At 63.5% G+C, this 18,199-nt stretch carries 17 protein-coding genes; 12 read left to right on the top strand and 5 right to left on the bottom strand.

What is annotated here, in order from left to right; genetic code table 11:
• Genes G6N68_RS06760 through G6N68_RS06750 form a run of 3 tightly spaced genes read right to left on the bottom strand, consistent with a single transcriptional unit; the run spans position 1 to position 3,374 of the window.
• A complete protein-coding gene (locus G6N68_RS06760) occupies positions 1-1,203 on the bottom strand; it encodes an acyl-CoA dehydrogenase family protein (protein ID WP_163709493.1) in 1,203 nt (400 codons plus the stop codon).
• Entirely contained in the window at positions 1,200-2,174 is a 975-nt protein-coding gene (locus tag G6N68_RS06755; protein WP_163709491.1) for an acyl-CoA dehydrogenase family protein, read from the bottom strand. Before G6N68_RS06755 ends, G6N68_RS06760 begins: the two co-directional genes overlap by 4 nt.
• Positions 2,175-2,180: 6 nt before the next feature.
• Positions 2,181-3,374: an amidohydrolase family protein gene (locus G6N68_RS06750; protein WP_240355411.1), complete on the bottom strand. Its 1,194-nt coding sequence runs from the start codon at positions 3,372-3,374 to the stop codon at positions 2,181-2,183.
• A gap of 138 nt (positions 3,375-3,512) precedes the next feature.
• Between G6N68_RS06750 and G6N68_RS06745 the strand changes: the two genes are divergently transcribed.
• The 5 genes from G6N68_RS06745 (at position 3,513) to G6N68_RS06725 (ending at position 7,943) form a co-directional block, all read left to right on the top strand.
• Positions 3,513-4,640: an acyl-CoA dehydrogenase family protein gene (locus G6N68_RS06745; RefSeq protein WP_163709489.1), complete on the top strand. Its 1,128-nt coding sequence runs from the start codon at positions 3,513-3,515 to the stop codon at positions 4,638-4,640.
• Complete coding sequence (locus G6N68_RS06740) at positions 4,637-5,545, top strand: TIGR03619 family F420-dependent LLM class oxidoreductase (RefSeq protein ID WP_163709486.1); 909 nt, start codon at positions 4,637-4,639, stop codon at positions 5,543-5,545. Before G6N68_RS06745 ends, G6N68_RS06740 begins: the two co-directional genes overlap by 4 nt.
• A gap of 11 nt (positions 5,546-5,556) precedes the next feature.
• Entirely contained in the window at positions 5,557-6,180 is a 624-nt protein-coding gene (locus G6N68_RS06735) for a cysteine hydrolase family protein (RefSeq protein WP_163709483.1), read from the top strand.
• 93 nt (positions 6,181-6,273) lie between these two features.
• Positions 6,274-7,467 carry an amidohydrolase family protein gene (locus G6N68_RS06730; protein WP_163709480.1) on the top strand — a complete coding sequence of 398 codons (1,194 nt, stop codon included), beginning with the start codon at positions 6,274-6,276 and terminating at the stop codon, positions 7,465-7,467.
• The gene (locus G6N68_RS06725) at positions 7,464-7,943 is read left to right on the top strand and encodes a MaoC family dehydratase (protein ID WP_163709477.1); all 480 of its coding nucleotides are present in this window, start codon (positions 7,464-7,466) and stop codon (positions 7,941-7,943) included. Before G6N68_RS06730 ends, G6N68_RS06725 begins: the two co-directional genes overlap by 4 nt.
• A gap of 37 nt (positions 7,944-7,980) precedes the next feature.
• On the opposite strand, the gene G6N68_RS06720 is transcribed toward G6N68_RS06725, so the two are convergent.
• Together G6N68_RS06720 and G6N68_RS06715 are read right to left on the bottom strand one after the other, a co-directional pair.
• Positions 7,981-10,374 (bottom strand): CaiB/BaiF CoA transferase family protein, encoded by a 2,394-nt coding sequence (locus G6N68_RS06720; protein WP_163709474.1) that lies wholly within the window; start codon positions 10,372-10,374, stop codon positions 7,981-7,983.
• Positions 10,371-11,843 (bottom strand): aldehyde dehydrogenase family protein, encoded by a 1,473-nt coding sequence (locus tag G6N68_RS06715; protein WP_163709470.1) that lies wholly within the window; start codon positions 11,841-11,843, stop codon positions 10,371-10,373. Before G6N68_RS06715 ends, G6N68_RS06720 begins: the two co-directional genes overlap by 4 nt.
• A gap of 251 nt (positions 11,844-12,094) precedes the next feature.
• On the opposite strand from G6N68_RS06715, the gene G6N68_RS06710 reads away from it, so the two are divergent.
• Genes G6N68_RS06710 through G6N68_RS06680 form a run of 7 tightly spaced genes read left to right on the top strand, consistent with a single transcriptional unit; the run spans position 12,095 to position 18,198 of the window.
• Positions 12,095-13,267 carry a cytochrome P450 gene (locus G6N68_RS06710; RefSeq protein WP_163718274.1) on the top strand — a complete coding sequence of 391 codons (1,173 nt, stop codon included), beginning with the start codon at positions 12,095-12,097 and terminating at the stop codon, positions 13,265-13,267.
• Positions 13,267-14,454 (top strand): acyl-CoA dehydrogenase family protein, encoded by a 1,188-nt coding sequence (locus tag G6N68_RS06705; protein WP_163709466.1) that lies wholly within the window; start codon positions 13,267-13,269, stop codon positions 14,452-14,454. Before G6N68_RS06710 ends, G6N68_RS06705 begins: the two co-directional genes overlap by 1 nt.
• A 14-nt stretch (positions 14,455-14,468) precedes the next feature.
• The gene (locus G6N68_RS06700; protein WP_163709463.1) at positions 14,469-15,017 is read left to right on the top strand and encodes an FAS1-like dehydratase domain-containing protein; all 549 of its coding nucleotides are present in this window, start codon (positions 14,469-14,471) and stop codon (positions 15,015-15,017) included.
• On the top strand, positions 15,017-15,430 hold the full coding sequence (locus G6N68_RS06695; RefSeq protein ID WP_163709460.1) for a Zn-ribbon domain-containing OB-fold protein: 414 nt from the start codon (positions 15,017-15,019) through the stop codon (positions 15,428-15,430). The genes G6N68_RS06700 and G6N68_RS06695 overlap by 1 nt, the downstream gene beginning before the upstream one ends.
• A gap of 26 nt (positions 15,431-15,456) precedes the next feature.
• Positions 15,457-16,566 carry an acyl-CoA dehydrogenase family protein gene (locus G6N68_RS06690; RefSeq protein ID WP_163709458.1) on the top strand — a complete coding sequence of 370 codons (1,110 nt, stop codon included), beginning with the start codon at positions 15,457-15,459 and terminating at the stop codon, positions 16,564-16,566.
• Positions 16,559-17,023, top strand: a complete 465-nt coding sequence (locus tag G6N68_RS06685) for a MaoC family dehydratase (protein WP_163709455.1) — start codon at positions 16,559-16,561, stop codon at positions 17,021-17,023. The genes G6N68_RS06690 and G6N68_RS06685 overlap by 8 nt, the downstream gene beginning before the upstream one ends.
• Complete coding sequence (locus G6N68_RS06680; protein WP_163709452.1) at positions 17,020-18,198, top strand: lipid-transfer protein; 1,179 nt, start codon at positions 17,020-17,022, stop codon at positions 18,196-18,198. Before G6N68_RS06685 ends, G6N68_RS06680 begins: the two co-directional genes overlap by 4 nt.
• Position 18,199 lies beyond the last annotated feature (1 nt).

Below are 18,199 nucleotides of genomic sequence, written 5' to 3'. Positions count from 1 at the left end.
TCACCCGCTCGGTAGCAGCAGCCGACGCTTCGCGAGGATGTTACGCATCATCTCCGAGCTTCCGCCGGAGATCGTATATGCCCGTGACCACAACCAGCATTCTCGCAGACGCTCCTTCGCCTGCCGCACCGCTGCGTCGGTGGTGGCGACATCCGCTGCGGCAGCAGCGAGTTCGGCACCGTAGGCCGAAACCCGATGGTAGGTCTCGGCGAAGCTCAGCTTGGCGATCGAGCCATCGCCCGGCATATCGGCGCCGGCGATGAGACGTTCGACGTGGTCGTCGATGAACGACTTCGCCACCTCGACTTCGACGGTGAGTTCAGCGATGGTTTGTCGGATGTCGGGGTGCGTCAGCGCCGGGGCGCCGTCGACGAGCGCATCACGGGCCACCGTCACAAGGTCATCGATCAACAATTCGAGCAGGATGACATTGCCGCCGATACCGAAGCGTTCGAAGTCCAGACCCGCCATGATGATCGACCAGCCCTGTCCGACTTCGCCGACCAGACTGTCCGCGTCGAGCACCACGCCGGTCAGGAACACCTCGTTGATTTCGATTGCATCCCCGATGCTGCGGATGGGACGCACCTCGACGCCGGCCGCCGACATCGGCACCGCGAACACCGAAAGGCCGTGGTGACGAGACGAAGTCGGATCAGTGCGGATGAGCGCCAACCCCATATCGGCCCAGTGTCCGTCGGTGATCCATGTCTTCTGCCCGTCGATGACCCAGGTACCGTCGTCCTGTCGCACACCGCGGGTGCGGACCGCGGCAATGTCGCTGCCCGCATTCGGCTCGCTCAGCAATTGGCACCACACGTGCTCGCTCCGCCTGATCGGTGGCAGCAATCTGCGTCGTTGCTCTTCCGAGCCAAAGTGCAGCAGTACATGAGCGGCCAGGTTGACCTGGTCGACGGGCCGCGGTGCGCGGGCGCGCAGAATTTCCTCACTGACGACGCGGTCGTGCAGCGGATGGTGGTCGGCCGACCCGCCGTACTCGACAGGCCAGTCCGCGCCGACAAAGCCCGCTTCGAACAACCCGGCGAACCAGCGGCGAAGTTGGGCTTCCTGGTCCGCATCTTTCGGCGCTCGGTGTCCTTCGCGGGCTTCGATCGGCGGTGCATGCTCCGCAATGTGCGCTCTCACCTGGTCACGGAATGCCGCCAACTCCTCCGCGGTTGGCCTACTGCCGAACGTGCTCACCAGCCGCACACCTCGGCCAGCAGCGCACGACTCGACCGCGCCGTGCCCACCAGTTGGCCGTTGGTGAAAACCCGGCGCAACTCGTGGTGCAGCGGATACTCCCAGGTGAAACCGATTCCACCGGACAGCTGCATGCATTCATCAACGGCTGCAGTAGCTTTCGCAGTAACGAATGCATGGGCAACCGTCGTCAGCACGTTCGCCCTGTCGTCGTGGGCGGCAATCGCACGCGCAGCCTTCATGACGATAGCCCGCGCCTTCACGACGAAGACGAAGAGTTCCACCAGTCGGTGTTGTATCGCCTGAAAGCTCGCAATAGGCGCACCGAAGGCCGTGCGTTCCTTGAGATATGACGTCAGTCGCTCCAGTGTCATGGATACGGCGCCTACCGAGTCGGCAGCGATGAGTAGCCGAGCCACCGCCATCAGCGCTGCGGCCCGCTCAGCCGATCCGATCAGCACACTCGTGGCATCGCCGAGATCGAGAGTCCAGACCGGCCGGGTGACATCCAGTAGATCGTCGTCCGGTCGTCGTCCCGTGATGGTCGAGCCATCGATGAAGTAAATACCGTTGTCCCGCAGCGCAACTACCAGGTTGACCGCGTCTCCGCGAACAACACGCACCGAGTCGGCTACGGTGAGACCCGCTGTGGCGGCACCACTGAGAAGCCTTGGCAGCCAGTGCTGTCTGATCTCGTCGGGTGCGGACGCGACCGCCGCGGCCGCGACGGCAGTACCAAACCACGCCGACCGGTCCTGCGCCCGACCGAGTTCTTCAGCGACTACGCACGATTCGACCGGACGCCAGCCGACGCCACCCAGCTGCTCGTCGACGAGCAAGCCCGTCCAGTCCATCGTTGCGAGGTCTTCGATGGATTCCTTCTCGCCCCTACCTTCGAGAAAGGATCTCGCCGACGCCCGCAGCAGCTCGAGATCGACATCTTGGAGATCGGCAGCGTCGTCGTCCGACATGTCCCGCTAGCCTCGGCGCAGCAGCTGATCTGCGTTGTCACGCATTATTCGTTTCTTGGCGGCGTCATCGAGCGGGTCGAGTAGTTTGACGAAATCCGCAGGTTCGGCCAGGCCCTCGGCGTGCGGGTAGTCCGAACCCATTAACAGGCATTCGTCGTAGCCGAGCCGGTCCACGATGGTCGGGATGTCGTCCTCGGGGTACGGGACCACACCGACGTGGCGGCGGAAGATCTGCGACGGCCGCTCGGTCAGTTTGCCGCCGATCCACGGACCATTGCGGCCCATGCCGCGGCTCTTGTCCATGTGAATGACGAACTGGGGCACCCATTCCGCGCCGTGCTCGGCGACAAGAACCTTCAGTCCTGGGAACCGCCCGAATAGGTTGTCGAAGATGAGGGCCGAGAGCGTGTCTTCGATTGGACGCTGCCCATAGACGTTCATCCACTGCCACGCCGACATGTGCCACGCGGCGGGGTCGGGGTTGTGCCCCCAAGCCGGCGAGATCGCATTGAAATACCAGTACGGCTGGATGTGGAAGACCAAGGTGCACCCGGCTTCCTGCAACCGCGCGTAGATGGGGTCGAAGTATGGGTCGCCCGGTGACCGCCCATATGCGGGGCCGGTGGGTAGCAGCACCAGGCGTGCGCCCTGCTCGATGATCGCTTCGGTCTCCTTGATCGACAGTTCCAGATCTCGCAAGGACAGCAGGGCGGTGGCGTAAAGCCGGTCCTGGTAGTTGAAGCCCCAGGTCTCGTCGAACCAGCGGTTGAACGACCGCAGGTTGGCATAAAGGGCCTCGGTGTCATCGACGTAGTGCTCGGCGGCCAACGCCATGCCTGCGGGGAAGATGACCGCACGTTCGACGTTCTGCTGCGCCATCACCTTCAGCCTGGGTTCACGCTCCAGGTATTCCGGCTGCATCGGCTGAGGCTCATAGGTTTCCTCCGGATTGCCCGAGCCCATCTGCTTGAGCATCTCCTTGAGCGAGCCCGGCCGGTAGGCCAGGTCGAAGCCCAGCCCTGCCTCGCTGTTGAAGGTGGCGATCCGGTGGCCGGCAAGGATGACCTCCTTGCCGTCGGCGCCAACGACAGGTGCGATCGCGCGGTCGTGAAATTCTTTGGGCAGATACCGGGTGAACGCGTCACGGGTCTCGTAGCAGTGGGTGTCGCAGTCAAATATCCCGTAGTCGAGTTTCGTCACCGCGTCGCTCCTCCATGCGAGAATGGTTATTCTCCCTTTTAGAGAACATACTATCCTGGTCCGGCAACACATATCTCGGGCCTGCGTTGGGCCCGACATGCCCAGTCAGGGCACTGGTGCCGGTATTGGAGGCTGCGCGTGGCGAAGAGTGAGGTCGACGAACTCCGCGACGCCGTGCGCGAATTCCTCGCGGAGACCTCACCCAGCGAGACCGTGCGTACGTTGATGGCGACCGACACCGGCTTCGACGCCACGACCTGGCGCAAGTTGGCCGGCGAATTGGGACTGACCGGCATCGCGGTGCCCGAAACCTGGGGCGGAGCGGGCGCGGGCATGACCGAACTTGCAGTGGTTTTCGAAGAAATGGGTGCCGCCCTGCTGTGCGCACCCTTCTTCTCCACCGTTGCGCTGGCCATTCCGGCGCTTCTCGCCAGCGGTGACCGATCCGCCATCGAAAACTTTGTTCCCAGCTTGGTCGACGGGTCTTGCACCGCGACGCTGATCCTGAATGACCAACTCGGACCGTGGAATCCGGAGAATGTGGCCCTGCGCGCTGAGCGCGGCGGAACGCGCTACCTCATCCATGGGTCGGCCCGGCAGGTGCTCGATGGGCACACCGCCGATATCATCCTGGCCGCGGCCCACACCGATGCCGGAATTTCGCTGTTTGCGGTGCTTGCGGGCGCGGAGGGGCTGCGTCGAACGCCATTGGCCGGCGTTGACCGTACCCGCAAAGTCGCGTGCGTCGAGTTCGACGGCGTCGCGGCGCAGCCGATCGGAACGGCCGGTGACGCCGCGGACTACTTGGCCCGCACCTCGGACGCGGCGATCGTCGCACTGGCGGCCGAGCAAGTCGGCGCGGGGCAACGTTGTCTCGACATGGCCGTCGACTACGCCAAGAACCGCATTCAATTCGGCCGTCCGATCGGCAGTTTCCAAGCGATCAAACACCGATGCGCGGACATGCTGGTGTTGATCGAAGGGGCGCGGTCGGCCGCATCGCACGCGGCCGATGTGGCCGACCCAGGTGAGTTACCGACCGCGGCTTCGGTGGCGAAAATGGTGTGCTCGGAGGCCTTCCTTCAGGTCGCCGTGGACAACATGCGCATCCACGGTGGCATCGGGTTCACCTGGGAGCACGACGCTCACCTTTATGTGCGCCGCGCCAAAGCCGGCCAACTGATGTTCGGAAGCCCGGACTATCACGCACAGCGCTTGGCTGAGCTCGTTGGTACTTCATCTCAAGCACTGAAAGGACTTACGTGACCATCTCGTTCTCCCTCGAATTGCCGACCCATCGAGTGGAGGCGGTGGACGAGTTCGTCTCCGCCGAGGCCATTGCCGAGATCGCGCGGACGGCCGAGGCCAACGGCTTCGCGGCCGTGCACGTCACTGACCATCCCGCGCCAGACGCCAAGTGGCTCGACCACGGGGGCCACCATGCCCTCGACCCATTCATCGCACTCGCGTTCGCTGCCGCCGCCACCACCGAGGTCAAGCTGCTGACCAACGTCTACATCGCGGCGTACCGCAACCCGTTTCTCGGTGCCAAGTCGATCCAAAGCCTGGCCGCGCTGTCCCATGGTCGGCTCATCCTAGGGACGGCGGCCGGCTACCTAAAGCCCGAATTCAAAGCACTCGGAATTGATTTCGAGAATCGGGGGGCATTGCTCGACGAGGCCCTTGACGTGCTGGACAAGGCGTTCACCGGCGCGGACATCGCCTATGAAGGCACGTCGTTCAACGCTCGCGGCGTACGCTTGCGTCCACTGCCGCCGAACCCGCCCCCGGTGTGGATCGGTGGCAACAGCAAGGCGGCCATCCGGCGCGCGGTATCGCGCGCGCAGGGGTGGGCACCGTTCAACACCTTCGGCTACGCCACGGCGTCCCGTACCGCAGAGATCTCCACACTCGAAGAATTGGCCGCCGCGATTGACTGGGCCAAGCAGTATGCGGCGCAGATCGGGCGAACCGCCCCACTGGAAATCTGCTTTTCGGCGGGGAACTTACTGGCAGACGACAAGTCCAGCGACGAGCGCCACGACACCATCAAGAAGCTCGAGGCGACCGGCGTGACGTGGCTCACCATCGCGCCTCCTGGTTCGGACCGCGCAGAGCTGATCGAACATTCACAAGCCTTCGCCAAAGAGTTCGTAGCCGGCACGCGATAACGTTTATTCTCATGCCCCAACCGAGTCTGTCCGACCTCCTTGATCCCGCCACCACCGCGTTAGTGACGCAGGAATGTCAGGGCGGTGTCATCGGGCCGCAAGCCGGCCTGCCGATGCTCGCCGAAGAGGCCCGCCGCGAAGCGATTCCGAATATCGCCAAGCTGCTCGATGCCGCGCGCGCCGCCGGCGTCACGGTCGTGCACTGCCTGATCCAACGGCGTCCCGACGGCCGCGGCTCCAACACCAATGCGCGACTGTTCGCCGCAAGCAAGTCGTTTGGCGCCGACTTGACACCCGGCAGCCCGGGCGCCTCGGTACTGCCCGAGTTCGGCCCGCTCGAGTCCGACCTCGTTTTGACTCGCACGCACGGAGTGGGACCCATGTGCGGCACCGATCTCGATTCGGTGCTGCGCAATCTCAACATCAAAACCATTGTCGGTGTTGGCGTTTCGGTTAATGTTGCGATCCCGAACTTTGTCATGGATGCGGTGAACCGCAGCTATCAGTTCGTCCTGCCCCGCGATGCGGTGAGTGGATATCCACGGGAGTACGCCGATTCCGTCATCGACAACACCTTGGCCCTGCTGGCGACGATCACCACGACCAGTGCGGTGGTTGACACCTGGGCCGGTTGACCTGACGGCACCCAATCTGGATGCCGCGCGGCCGGAGTGATAACGTCGTTCTCAATTGGCGTAAATGATCATATTCGCTGCTCAGGAGGAATCATGTCGGCCCGTTCATTGCCGTACCCGGTTTTCGACATCGACAACCACATGTACGAGACGACGGACGCGCTCACGAAGTATCTGCCGAAGGAGCACCGCGGCAAGGTCGGCTACGTCGAGGTCAACGGCCGGCCCAAACTCATGGTCAAGGACCGGATCAGCCACATGATCCCCAACCCCACGTTCGCACGCGTGGCCAGGCCCGGCAGCGCCGAAGACTACTTCCTGGGGAACAACCCCGAAGGTCTCAATTTCCGCGAGTTTGTCGGCGAGGCAATGGATGTCATTCCAGCCTTTCAGGAGCCCGCCCCACGGCTGGAGCTGATGGACGAACTGGGCATCGACCAGTGCGTCATGTACCCCACCCTGGCCAGCCTGATCGAAGAGCGGACCACCGACGACGTCGTGCTCACCCACGCGATCATCCACGCGCTCAACGAGTGGATGCACGAGCACTGGACGTTCGACTACAAGGACCGGATCTTCGCGACGCCGGTCGTCTGCCTGCCGCTGGTGGACGAGGCCATCCGGGAGTTTCGCTGGGGCCTCGAACGCGGCATGAAGACGTTCCTGGTCCGGCCGGCGCCGGTGCCCAGTCGCTTCGGCGGCTCACGTTCCATGGGCCTGCCGGAGTTCGACCCGTTCTGGGAAGAGGTCGTCAACGCCGGTATCCCGGTCACCATGCACGCATCCGACAGCGGCTACCAGAAGCACCTCATGGAGTGGGAGGGCGGGGATGAATACCTCTCGTTCAAGCCCAGTGCGCTGCGTGAAGTGGTCATGGGCCACCGGGCGATCGAGGACACGCTTGCCGCGATGATCTGCCACGGCGCGCTGTCCCGGTTCCCCGATCTCAAGATTCTTTGTGTCGAAAACGGCAGCGGGTGGGTACGAAACCTCCTCGAGCAACTCAACATGGCGTACAAGATCATGCCGAAAGAGTTCGACGAACACCCCGTTGAGGTGTTCAAACGCAACATCTACATCCACCCGTTCTTGGAGGACGACATCAAGGGAATCATCGACATCATGGGTGAGGATCACGTGATGTTCGGCTCGGACTATCCGCATCCGGAGGGCATCGGCGACCCGTTGAGCTTTGTCGACAGGCTTGACGGCATTTCGGACTCCGCCAAGGCGAAGATCATGGGCGGCAACGCCATCGAGCAGTTACGGCTCAAGGTCGCCGTATGACGCAGGCGGCGACCGCGACTCCGAAGGTGTACGACGGCATTGCCGCCTTCGAGGCACACGTCGGCGAACACCTCGGTTACAGCGCTTGGCGGCGAGTGACCCAGCACGAAATCGACCTCTTCGCCGAGGCGACAGGTGACCACCAGTGGATACATGTCGATCCCGAGAAGGCGGCGGCTGGGCCCTACGGCAAGACCATCGCCCACGGCTATCTGACCCTGTCGTTGGTTCCCATTCTGGTGCAACAGATTTACCGGGTGACCGGGCTGTCGATGCAAGTCAATTACGGCTCCGACAAACTGCGGTTTCCCGCGCCGGTTCCGGTCGACTCCCGGATCCGGGCGGGAGCGGAGTTACTTCGAGTGGAACGCAACGACAAAGGCGCCCGGGCCACCGTGCGCGTTACGGTCGAAGTCGAGGGATCCGACCGCCCGGCGTGCGTCGTCGACACCATTGCGGCAATGGTCGAGGCCTGACGCCTTCCCTGCCCGCCGACCCGGCCCGCTGAGCGGGCTAGGCGTTGAGCAGGCGCTCACCGATGACGCGCTGCTCACGCAACGCCGCGATCTCATCAGCGGACAGCCCGAGTGCACCAAGCACGTCGGCATTGTGCTGACCCAGCGTCGGGGACGGTGTTCTGTGATGTGCCGTCGGCCCGGGCGAGATGCGAAACGGCCAGCCCGGGAACCGATGCCGACCCGTGATCGGGTGCTCCAAATCCTGGTAGAACCCACGCGCATCGAGTTGGTCGATGTCATACATGCGGTCGGACGCGAGTATTCGAGCCGCGGGCACTTTCCGCTGGACAAGTGCCGCCACCACCTCATCCGGTGCTAACGCGGCGGTCCACTCGGTGAGCACCGCGTCGAATGCGTCGTGGTTGGCCAGCCGGGCATCCGGGGTCGCGAAGCGCGGGTCGTCTTGTAGCTCATCGCGTTTCATGGCGCCGACCAGACCCGCCCAGTCGGAGTCATCGCGTATCGACACGGCGACCCACTCGTCGGTAACGCTGGTCGGGTACACACCTTGGGGGTAATCGCGGTGCCGATTGCCCTGCCGCGGGCGAACTTTCCCCGTCATTGAGTACTCGATCAACGGTTCGGCCGCTACCGCGGCGCCCACCTCCACTTGCGCGACCTCGATCAGCTGTCCTTCGCCGGTACGTTTCCTGTGTTGGAGCGCGGCGAGCAGGGCGATGCAGCCATGCACACCCGCAATGGGGTCTGCGGGTCCCTGCAGATTGCACGGCGGGCCATCTGGGTATCCGGTCGCGGACGCCATTCCCGACACCTGTTCGATGTTGAGCGCCCAGCCCACGTAGTCGCGCCACGGCCCCTCCAAGCCGAATCCCGGCATGCGCACCATGATGACGTCGGGATTGATCTTGACCAGGGAGTCGTAGTCCAACCCGAACTGCTCTACCACCCGAGGCGAGAAGTTCTCGACCACCACATCGGCTTCGGCGGCCAACCGCAGCGCCAGTTCGCGGCCGACGGCCGAACTGAGATCCAGGGTGATATCGCGCTTGTTGAGATTCGTCGCCTGCCACAGCGGTCCGCGCTCGTACCAGTCATCGCCCTCACGCAGCAACGAACCGGAGTATCGGTGACCATCGGGACGCTGGATGGACTCGACCTTGATCACATCGGCGCCAAAGGCACCCAGATAGCAGGTCAGATAGGCGCCTGCCCAGAAGGTGCTCAAGTCGAACACCTTCAGCCCCGAGAACGGCAGCGCAGCATCGGTAGCGGTACCAGTCGGACCTGGAGTCGCGCGCTCCCCCCACCCGACCGGCGCCTCAACTCCCAGTGGCGGAGCAGGAACCGGCAGGGGCACAGGCGACTTCGACAGCCGAAACGCCGCGCCGGGCCGGGAAAATCGCCATCCGTCGGCACCCGCTTCAACGAAGAAACCCCGCTCGGCGTACTGCGGGCAATCCATGATCGTGTCGCCATCGCTCACCGGCGCAGCCGGGATCCGCATGGCCTGGCTCAATTCGACAAGGTCCGCCACGTTCATCGAATCGAAGAACGGCTGGGCCTTGGCAAAGAATTCGTCCCGCTCCGGCCCACCCAACATGACCGCGATTTGAAGGTCGCCGAATTCCGGCAACCCGACCATCGCGCACACGTCGAGCCAATGCTGGCCCGTAAGACAGTTGATCCCGATCCAGCCGTCGGCGGCCCGCACGATACCCAGCATGGGAGCTGCCTTGGAATTTGTCGGCAGGCCAAGGCTTTTCAGGCGAGCGGCCATCAGCATGGGATAGGGCAGCGTGGACAGCAGCGACTCGAACGTCGAGACATCGACCTCGACGACTTCGTTGGCCGCGCCGCCGGTTCGCAACGCGGTGAGCGCACCGAGCGCGGCGTAGCCGCCGACAACGTATTCGGGGATCCGGGCACCGGCCTGCACCGGCGCGCGCCCCGGTTCCCGCAGGTTGACCCAACCCGATGCCGCCTGCATCGTCAGCGGAGTCGTCGGTTGGTCCCGCAGGGGCCCCTGCTGCCCGAAGTCCGAGATCCGGACGACCACCAAGCGCGGGTTGATCCGCGACAGGGAATCGCGGTCCAGGCCGTAGTCCTTACGCTCGGGTGCCGTGGCGGGCAGGTTCTCGACCAACAGGTCCGCCCCGGCGATCAATTCCTGGACCTTCGTCACATTGGCTGGCTGCGCCAGATCCAGTGCGGCGCCACGCTTTCCGGCGTTGAGGTACTCGAACAGCCCACTGCGCTGTGGATCCGGCCGGCCGGACGGAAACGGTCCCCAGCGGCGCAACGGATCGCCGGTCAAGGGTTCAATCTTGCACACGTCGGCGCCGAGGTCGACGAGCAGTTTCGTACAGTAGGGGCCGGCGATCTCGGTCGCCAATTCGACGACGCGCAAGCCTGCCAGCGGCCGATTCACGCGGGCACCCCGATCGCCTTAGGCTCCATGTAAGCCCGCAATCCCATGACACCACCCTCGCGACCGATGCCGCTCTGCTTGAAACCTCCGAACGGCGCGTCCCCTGGAATGGTCCCGTTGATCGACACCTGACCCGTCCTGATCCGACGCGCGATGGCCAACGCACGCTCGACGTCAGTACCCCACACGGCGCCGCCCAACCCGTACGGCGAGTTGTTGGCGACGGACACCGCTTCGTCGTCATCGCGGTAGCGCAACACGGTCAGCACCGGGCCGAACACCTCCTCCTGCGCGATGTAGGCATCGGCCGGCACATCGGTCAGTATGGTCGGCTCGAAGTAGAAGCCGCTGCTCAGGTCTTTCGGACGGGCGCCGCCGGTGACCACTGTGGCACCGTCGGCTACGGCGCGGCTGACGAAGCCCTCGACGCGCTCCAAGTGTTCGCGGCTGATCAACGGCCCCATTGTGACCGAGGGATCGACGGGGTCGCCGATCACCACATTGCTTGCCAGTTCGGCGAGTCGACCGACCACTTCGTCGTGGATCGACTCCGGCAGTAGCAGTCGACTGTTGAGGATGCACGCCTGACCCGCGTGCATGGTGCATCCTTCGAACAACAACCGCTGCAGCAGGTCTTCGTTGAGGTCGACGTCGGGCAGCAAAATGCTGGCCGACTTGCCGCCGCACTCGAGCAGGACGCGCTTCATCGTGCCGGCTGCGCCGGCCATGACGTCGCGGCCGACGGCCGAGCTACCGGTAAAGCTGACCATGTCCACCCGCGGGTCGTGCGTCAACAACCTGCTGGCCTCGATGCCTGTCGGAGTGACCACGTTGACGACGCCGGGCGGGATGTCGGTGTCCTCGTGAATGATTCGCGCCAACGCGAGCCCGGCCAGCGGGGTCAAGGGCGACGGCTTGAGCACCAGCGTGTTGCCTGCCGCCAGTGCCGCACCCAGCTTCATCACATTGAGCGTGTGCGGAAAATTCCATGGTGTCATCGCCGCAACCACACCGAGCGGTTCATAGCGCAATAGCGTGGTACCGGCCGCTCCCCAGGCATCCATCGGAGCTTCGGCGGGTTCCATCGCGAGCTCAGCGGCGTGCCCGACCATGAACGCCGGCCCTTCGACGTGAATCAGCCGCTCATTGGCCGAGCAACCCCATTCCGCCTGTGCCAGGGCATATATCTCCTCGGCCCTGGCCAGCAGGGCGTCGCTGAGTTGCCGCAGGCAACGCGCGCGTTCCGCCGGTTCGGCCGCGGGCCACGGACCGGTGCCGAAGGCATGACGCGCCGCCTCGATCGCCCGCTCAACATCGGCTACGTCCGCGTCCGGGGCAGTGCCGATCACCTGCTCCGTCGCGGGATTGATGACGTCGTAGCGTCCACTACCTCCATCGATCCACTCTCCAGCGATGTAGTGGCCTCCCCCAAGCTGGTGTGTGTCGACCAGGGAACGCGAATCTGCCACCCGTTGCCTGCCTTCCGTTAGATCGAGCACGTATCGAGAACAGACATATCCCAACTGTGTGTACACCGGCGCTAAGACCGCGTCAACGTGCAGCGATGGTATTTCAGGCTTTATCGTTCACGATTGACAGGCCTGCCCGACGTCCGGTAGACAACTTGCAAACGGACATTTTCGTCCTATCTGTCCGGCAAGCCCAAATCCGAACGGTAGGCCTCCAAGGAAGGCGTGCGTTGCCCACCACGACAGCCCCCCTGCATTCGCCCGACTTCTATGCCGGCGATCCGTACCCCACCTATCGAGAACTCCGTAACACCACGCCGGTGGTATGGAACGACGTCACCAACTTCTGGGCTCTCTTGAAGTACGAGGATGTTCGGTTCGTTTCGGGCCACCCGCACCTGTTTTCGTCGACCAAGGGCATAAGCATCCCGGATCCGGCTCTGCCCACCCCGGTCCAGGAAGGCAACCTGATCTTCACCGACCCGCCCCGCCACCGGCAGCTGCGCAAACTCATCAACTCCGGCTTCACCCGCCGCCAGGTGACATTGCTCGAGCCCAAGGTGCGCGAAATCGTGCGGGGCATCCTCGACGGCGTCGACACGTCACGTGACTACGAGTTCGCCGACGAGATCGCCGCACCGTTGCCGACCCGGATGATCGCCGAACTGCTCGGCGCTCCCCCGGAGGACTGGGAGCGGTTCCGCGTCTGGTCTGATGCGGCGGTGGGCACGGCCGATCCCGAGATCGAGATGGACCACCTGGTGGCCCTCGGTGAGCTCTACGAATACTTCACCAAACTCATCGCGGCACGGCGGTCGGGAGAGGTCAGCGGACAGGACGACCTGCTGAGCATCCTGGCGGCTGCCGAGGTCGACGGCGAACGCCTCAGCGATGAGGATCTGCTTAACTTCTCGTTCCTCCTGCTGGTGGCGGGTAACGAGACCACCCGCAACCTCATCGCTTTGGGCACCTTGGCGCTGATCGATCATCCCGACCAATTCGCTCTGCTTCAATCCGATCCTTCGTTGCTGCCCAGCGCCATCGAGGAGATGCTGCGGTACACCAGTCCCGTCACCCACATGGCGCGATGTGCAACCGAGGACGTGGTAATACGTGGTCAGCAGATCAAGGCGGGCGACACCGTCGTCATGCTCTACGGCGCGGCCAACCGTGACGAAGAGATCTTCGGGCCCACCAGTGAAGAGTTCGATATCACCCGTAACCCCAACCCGCACATCGCTTTCGGAGCCGGCGAACATGCCTGTCTGGGAGCACAACTCGCGCGCCTGGAAGCAAGGGTGATGTTTGAGGTGCTGCTGGGTAGCTATCCGAGCATCGAGCTGACCGGTGACGTGACTCGGCTTCGCGCCACCATGGTGCCCGGAGTGAAGCGCATGCCGGTTCGCTTAGGGACGGGCGCTTGATGGATTTTGACTACACGCCGGAGCAAGAGCGACTGCGACTGGATTACCGGAGGCGCCTGGAAGCGGTAATGACCCCGGAGCGTCGAGCGGCCGTGGCGGGGCAGTTGGAAGGTGGCCCGGCGGTCGCCGAATGCCGACGGGCGCTGGGCGAAGCGGGGTTGCTCGGCGTCGCTTGGCCGGTCGAATACGGTGGTGGCGGATTGACTCCGTTGGAGCAGTACATCTTCGCCGAGGAAGCTCGGCGAGTGAACGCGCCGCTGCCGATGATCACCCTGAACACCGTGGGCCCCACGCTGATCCAGTACGGTACCGACGAGCAGAAGAACAAATTCCTTCCCGCGATCCTCAAGGGCACCGTCGATTTCGCAATCGGCTATTCGGAGCCGGGTGCCGGTAGCGACCTGGCTTCGCTGCGCACCACGGCGGTGCGCGACGGCGACGAGTTCGTCATCAACGGATCGAAGATGTTCACCAGCGGTGCCGAGTTCGCCGACTACATCTGGCTGGCCGCGCGGACCGACCCAACCGTCAAGAAACACAAGGGAATTACGCTGTTCATCGTGCCGACGGATGCGCCGGGGTTTTCCTGGAAGCCACTGCGCACGATGCCGGGGGTGTCGACGTATTACACGTTCTACGACGACGTCCGAGTCCCGGAAAGCGCCATCGTGTTGGGCGAAAACCAGGGCTGGAAGCTGGTTACGAACCAGCTGAACTTGGAACGTGCGGCGTTGGGCAACCTTGGCGCGCTGGAGCCGCTGTTCAACAAGACCCTCGACTGGGCAAAGACCACACCACTCGACGACGGCATGGTGATCGATCAGCCCTGGGTGCAGCAGGCACTGGCTCGGGTAGAGGCGCAGGTTGCGGCATATCGGCTGCTGAACCTGCGGGTGAATGCCACTATGAGTTCCGGTCCTCTAGGCATGGGCCAGGCTTCGGCGGCAAAGGTGTTCGGCACCGAATTGACCCAACAAGTGGCCCGAGAGTTGCTCGATATTGTGGGCCAACCCGGTGTTCGCAAGGGCTCGGCGGCTCCGCTCAAGGGTGAGCTGGAGAGCGCTTACCGCTTGGCCGTGATCAACACCTTCGGCGGCGGGGCCAACGAGTTGCAGCGCGACATCATCGCGATGGCCGGCCTTTTGATGCCGCGCGCACCTCGGGACATGCGTGCCAGCTCATCCTGACAGAAAGGTCGACCGTGACTGAGATAACCAAAGAGGAACTGCGGCAACGCCTCGACGCGCTCATCGGCCAGCCGATCAGTTCCGGCCAGCCCGCCAAGGCGCCGGATCCAGTTAATCAAGCGATGATTCGGCATTGGGCCTATGCGCTCGACGACCTGAGCCCGGCGTATCTGGATCCTGAATTCGCTGCGTCATCCCGCTATGGTGGCGTTGTCTCGCCGCCGGTGATGTTGCAGTCCTGGACCATGGCGCCGCCGAAGCTCGCCGGTATCCACGAGCGCGGCGGAGTTCCGGTGGAAATCAAAAACAATCCGCTGCAGTTCCTTGCCGACGCCGGTTACACCGGCACCATCGCAACCAACTCGGAGTTCGAGATCGAGCGCTACCCACGGGTCGGCGACGAGATCACCGCCGAAACCGTGTATGAAACGATCTCGGACGAAAAGAAGACGGCGATGGGCAGCGGCTTCTTCGTCACCTGGATCACGACCTACCGTGATCAGAACGGTGAAGTCCTCGGCCGTCAACGATTCCGCACCCTCCGATTCAAGACGGGAAGCTGATGGCCAGTCGACTTGCGCCCACGATAAGCCCGGACACCGAGTTTTTCTGGTCCGGTCTGGCAGACCACAAGCTACTCATCCAGCGGTGCGCGGACTGCGGCACCCTGCGGGTGCCGCCACGTCCGATGTGTGGGAACTGCCAGTCCTTGAAATGGGATCCCATCGAATCGTCAGGCCGCGGAACCGTGTACAGCTTCGTGATGCCAAAGTACCCACCGCTTCCGTTCATCCAATACCCCTACGTTGTCGCACTCATCGAACTCGATGAGGGGGTACGCATCGTCTCGAACCTCTGCGATATCGAACCGGAAGCGATCGAGGTCGGCATGCCCGTCGAAGTCTTCTACGAAAAATTCGAAGCCATCCCCAGCGGCAAAGAACTAGTGCTCCATCAATTCCGGCCCGCCCGCTGACCAGCAGCAGCGAACATCGAGAGAACATGGACTTCTCCTTTACCGAAGAACAAGAGACCGTAGGCAAGGTCGCCCGCCAACTGTTCGAGCACCGCGCCACGCCGGAACATCTCACCGACCTGGAATCGCGCGAGAATCGATACGACCCCGACCTCTGGGGTGAACTGGCTTCCTCGGATCTACTCGGAATCGCATTGCCGGAATCGGTCGGCGGTAGCGGCGGCAGCTTCCTGGAACTAGGCGTCCTACTCTCCGAGGTCGGTTGGAGCGTCGCGCCGGTACCCGTCTACCCGACACTGGTCCTAGGTGCGGACACGATTGCGCGGCATGGGGATTCGGCATTACAGCAGCAATATCTGCCCGGAGTGGTAAACGGCAGTACGATCTTGACAAGCGCGCTCACCGAACCGAGCAACTCCGATCCAGCCAGCCCGCGCACCGTTGCCCGCGCCGATGCCGACGTGTGGCGGATTGACGGCACCAAGGACCTCGTTCCCGCCGCGCAACTGGCCGCAGCAATCGTCGTATCGGCTCAAACCGATGACGGCCCAGGCCTGTTCGTCGTCGATACGACCAGCGACGGTGTCGATGTCCACCCCGTGCGCACCACCAACGCGGAGCCCTATGCCGATGTCGAATTCACCGGCGCCCGAGGACGCCGCCTCGACACGAGCGGCACGGACGCCGTCGAAGCCCTCTACACTCGGGCACTCGTCGGGCTGTGTGCCATCCAGGTCGGCGTCACCGAGCGGGCACTCAAGCTCGCCGCGTCGTACACCAGCCAACGCGAACAGTTCGGCCGCCCGATCGGCTCATTCCAGGCCGTTCAACAACGGCTGGCCGACGCCTTCATCGATGTGGAGGCGATTCGCTGGACCACCTGGCACGCCGCGTGGCTGATCGCCAAGGGCCGATCGGCAACGCGCGAGGCCGGGATCGCGAAGTTCTGGGCCGCTGAGGCCGGCGCACGAGTCGTCGCGTCGGCACAGCAGGTACACGGCGGCATCGGAATCGATGTCACCTATCCGCTGCACCGATATTTCCTGTGGGCCAAAGAGAACGAGCTCGCGCTGGGATCGGCCTCGCAGCAACTAGCTCGCCTGGGCGCAGGATACCGAAAGGAAGCAAATGACTGACCGCGCTGTTGGCACCGTCGACCGCACCCGCACACTCGCATGGAACGCCGTGCAGGTGGGCGACGAAGTCACTCCGTTGGAGGTTCCGGTGACCACGACGCTGATTGTCGCCGGCGCCATCGCGTCGCGGGACTACATGCCGGTCCACCATGACCGCGACTTCGCCAATTCCCAAGGCTCAAAGGATATTTTCCTTAACATCCTGACCACGAACGGTCTGTGCGTGAAGTTCCTGAACGACTGGGCGGGCCCGGAAGCAATGATCAAGAAGCTCTCCATTCGCCTTGGCGTTCCCGCCTACCCGAACGATCCATTGCGCTTCACCGGGAGCGTCACCGGCAAATCGACTGCGAATGGCGAAGGCCTGGTTGAAGTTACCTTCAGAAGCACCAACAGCCTCGGCGATCACGCGACCGGTACCGCAGTGCTGAGCCTGCTCGAAGGTGTGGATGCATGACACGGGCTAGCCAGGGTATCGGCGGCAAGACCGCACTGGTCGGGATCGGTCAAACGGAATTCTCCAAAGAATCCGGCCGAAGCGAGATGCAACTGGCCTGCGAAGCGGTAAAAGCCGCAATCAATGACGCCGGGCTGCGGCCGAGCGACATCGATGGCATGGTCACCTTCTCCGTCGACGACAACGAGGAGATCGAGGTCGCGCGCAACGTCGGCATCAAGGACCTGACGTTCTTCACCAGAGTGCCGCACGGTGGCGGAGCTGCGGCGGGCACGGTGCTGCAGGCCGCGATGGCGGTCGCGACGGGAGTCGCCGAAGCGGTGGTCTGCTACCGAGCGTTCAACGAGCGCTCCGGACTTCGGTTCGGCGGAGCGGGGCGCCAGCCCGGGGTGACTCCGCTGTGGATGGCCCCCTACGCACCGTTCGGGTTCATGACGCCCGCCGCCTGGGTTGCGCTGCACGCACAGCGTTACATGACGACATACGGTGTGACCAATGCCGATTTCGGCAAAATATCCGTCATCGACCGTAAGCACGCCGCCAACAACCCCGATGCCTGGTTCTATGGCAAGCCGATAACCCTTGAACAACACCAGAACTCGCGCTGGATCATCGAACCGGTGCTCAGATTGCTGGACTGCTGCCAGGAAAGCGATGGCGGCGTTGCGCTGGTCGTTACCAGTGTCGAACGCGCACGCGACCTCGCCAAGCCTCCCGCCGTCATCACCGCGGCAGCACAGGGCGCGGCCTACGACGGCGAGGTGATGACGAGTTATTACCGTGACGACATCACCGGGTTGCCGGAGATGGGCGTCGTCGGCAACAAGCTATGGCGCGACTCCGGCCTCAAACCGCAGGACATCTCCACGGCATTTCTCTACGATCACTTCACGCCGTTCGTCTTCACCCAACTTGAGGAGTTGGGTTTCTGTGGTCGGGGCGAAGCCAAGGATTTCGTCTCGGTCGAAGAGTTGTCGATCGGGGGTCGCATGCCGATCAACACCAACGGCGGGTTGCTCGGCGAGGCGTATATCCACGGCATGAACGGAATCACGGAGGGCGTTCGTCAAATCCGGGGTACGTCGCACAACCAGGTGGACAACGTCGAGCATGTGCTTGTCACCTCGGGCACCGGGGTGCCGACCAGCGGTCTGATTCTCGCCCCCGACCGCTGAG

The organism is Mycobacterium bourgelatii, from assembly GCF_010723575.1.
Taxonomy (GTDB): domain Bacteria; phylum Actinomycetota; class Actinomycetes; order Mycobacteriales; family Mycobacteriaceae; genus Mycobacterium; species Mycobacterium bourgelatii.
Note: the sequence above shows the minus strand (reverse complement) of the source record. Positions and strands in the feature narration are given on the sequence as shown.

Excerpts from the sequence above, each read along its gene's own strand:
- G6N68_RS06690 (WP_163709458.1), top strand. The coding sequence starts at position 15,457 with ATGGACTTCTCCTTTACCGAAGAACAAGAGACCGTAGGCAAGGTCGCC.
- G6N68_RS06755 (WP_163709491.1), bottom strand. The coding sequence starts at position 2,174 with ATGTCGGACGACGACGCTGCCGATCTCCAAGATGTCGATCTCGAGCTG.
- G6N68_RS06685 (WP_163709455.1), top strand. The coding sequence starts at position 16,559 with ATGACTGACCGCGCTGTTGGCACCGTCGACCGCACCCGCACACTCGCA.
- G6N68_RS06730 (WP_163709480.1), top strand. The coding sequence starts at position 6,274 with ATGTCGGCCCGTTCATTGCCGTACCCGGTTTTCGACATCGACAACCAC.
- G6N68_RS06735 (WP_163709483.1), top strand. The coding sequence starts at position 5,557 with ATGCCCCAACCGAGTCTGTCCGACCTCCTTGATCCCGCCACCACCGCG.
- G6N68_RS06695 (WP_163709460.1), top strand. The coding sequence starts at position 15,017 with ATGGCCAGTCGACTTGCGCCCACGATAAGCCCGGACACCGAGTTTTTC.
- G6N68_RS06725 (WP_163709477.1), top strand. The coding sequence starts at position 7,464 with ATGACGCAGGCGGCGACCGCGACTCCGAAGGTGTACGACGGCATTGCC.
- G6N68_RS06705 (WP_163709466.1), top strand. The coding sequence starts at position 13,267 with ATGGATTTTGACTACACGCCGGAGCAAGAGCGACTGCGACTGGATTAC.
- G6N68_RS06680 (WP_163709452.1), top strand. The coding sequence starts at position 17,020 with ATGACACGGGCTAGCCAGGGTATCGGCGGCAAGACCGCACTGGTCGGG.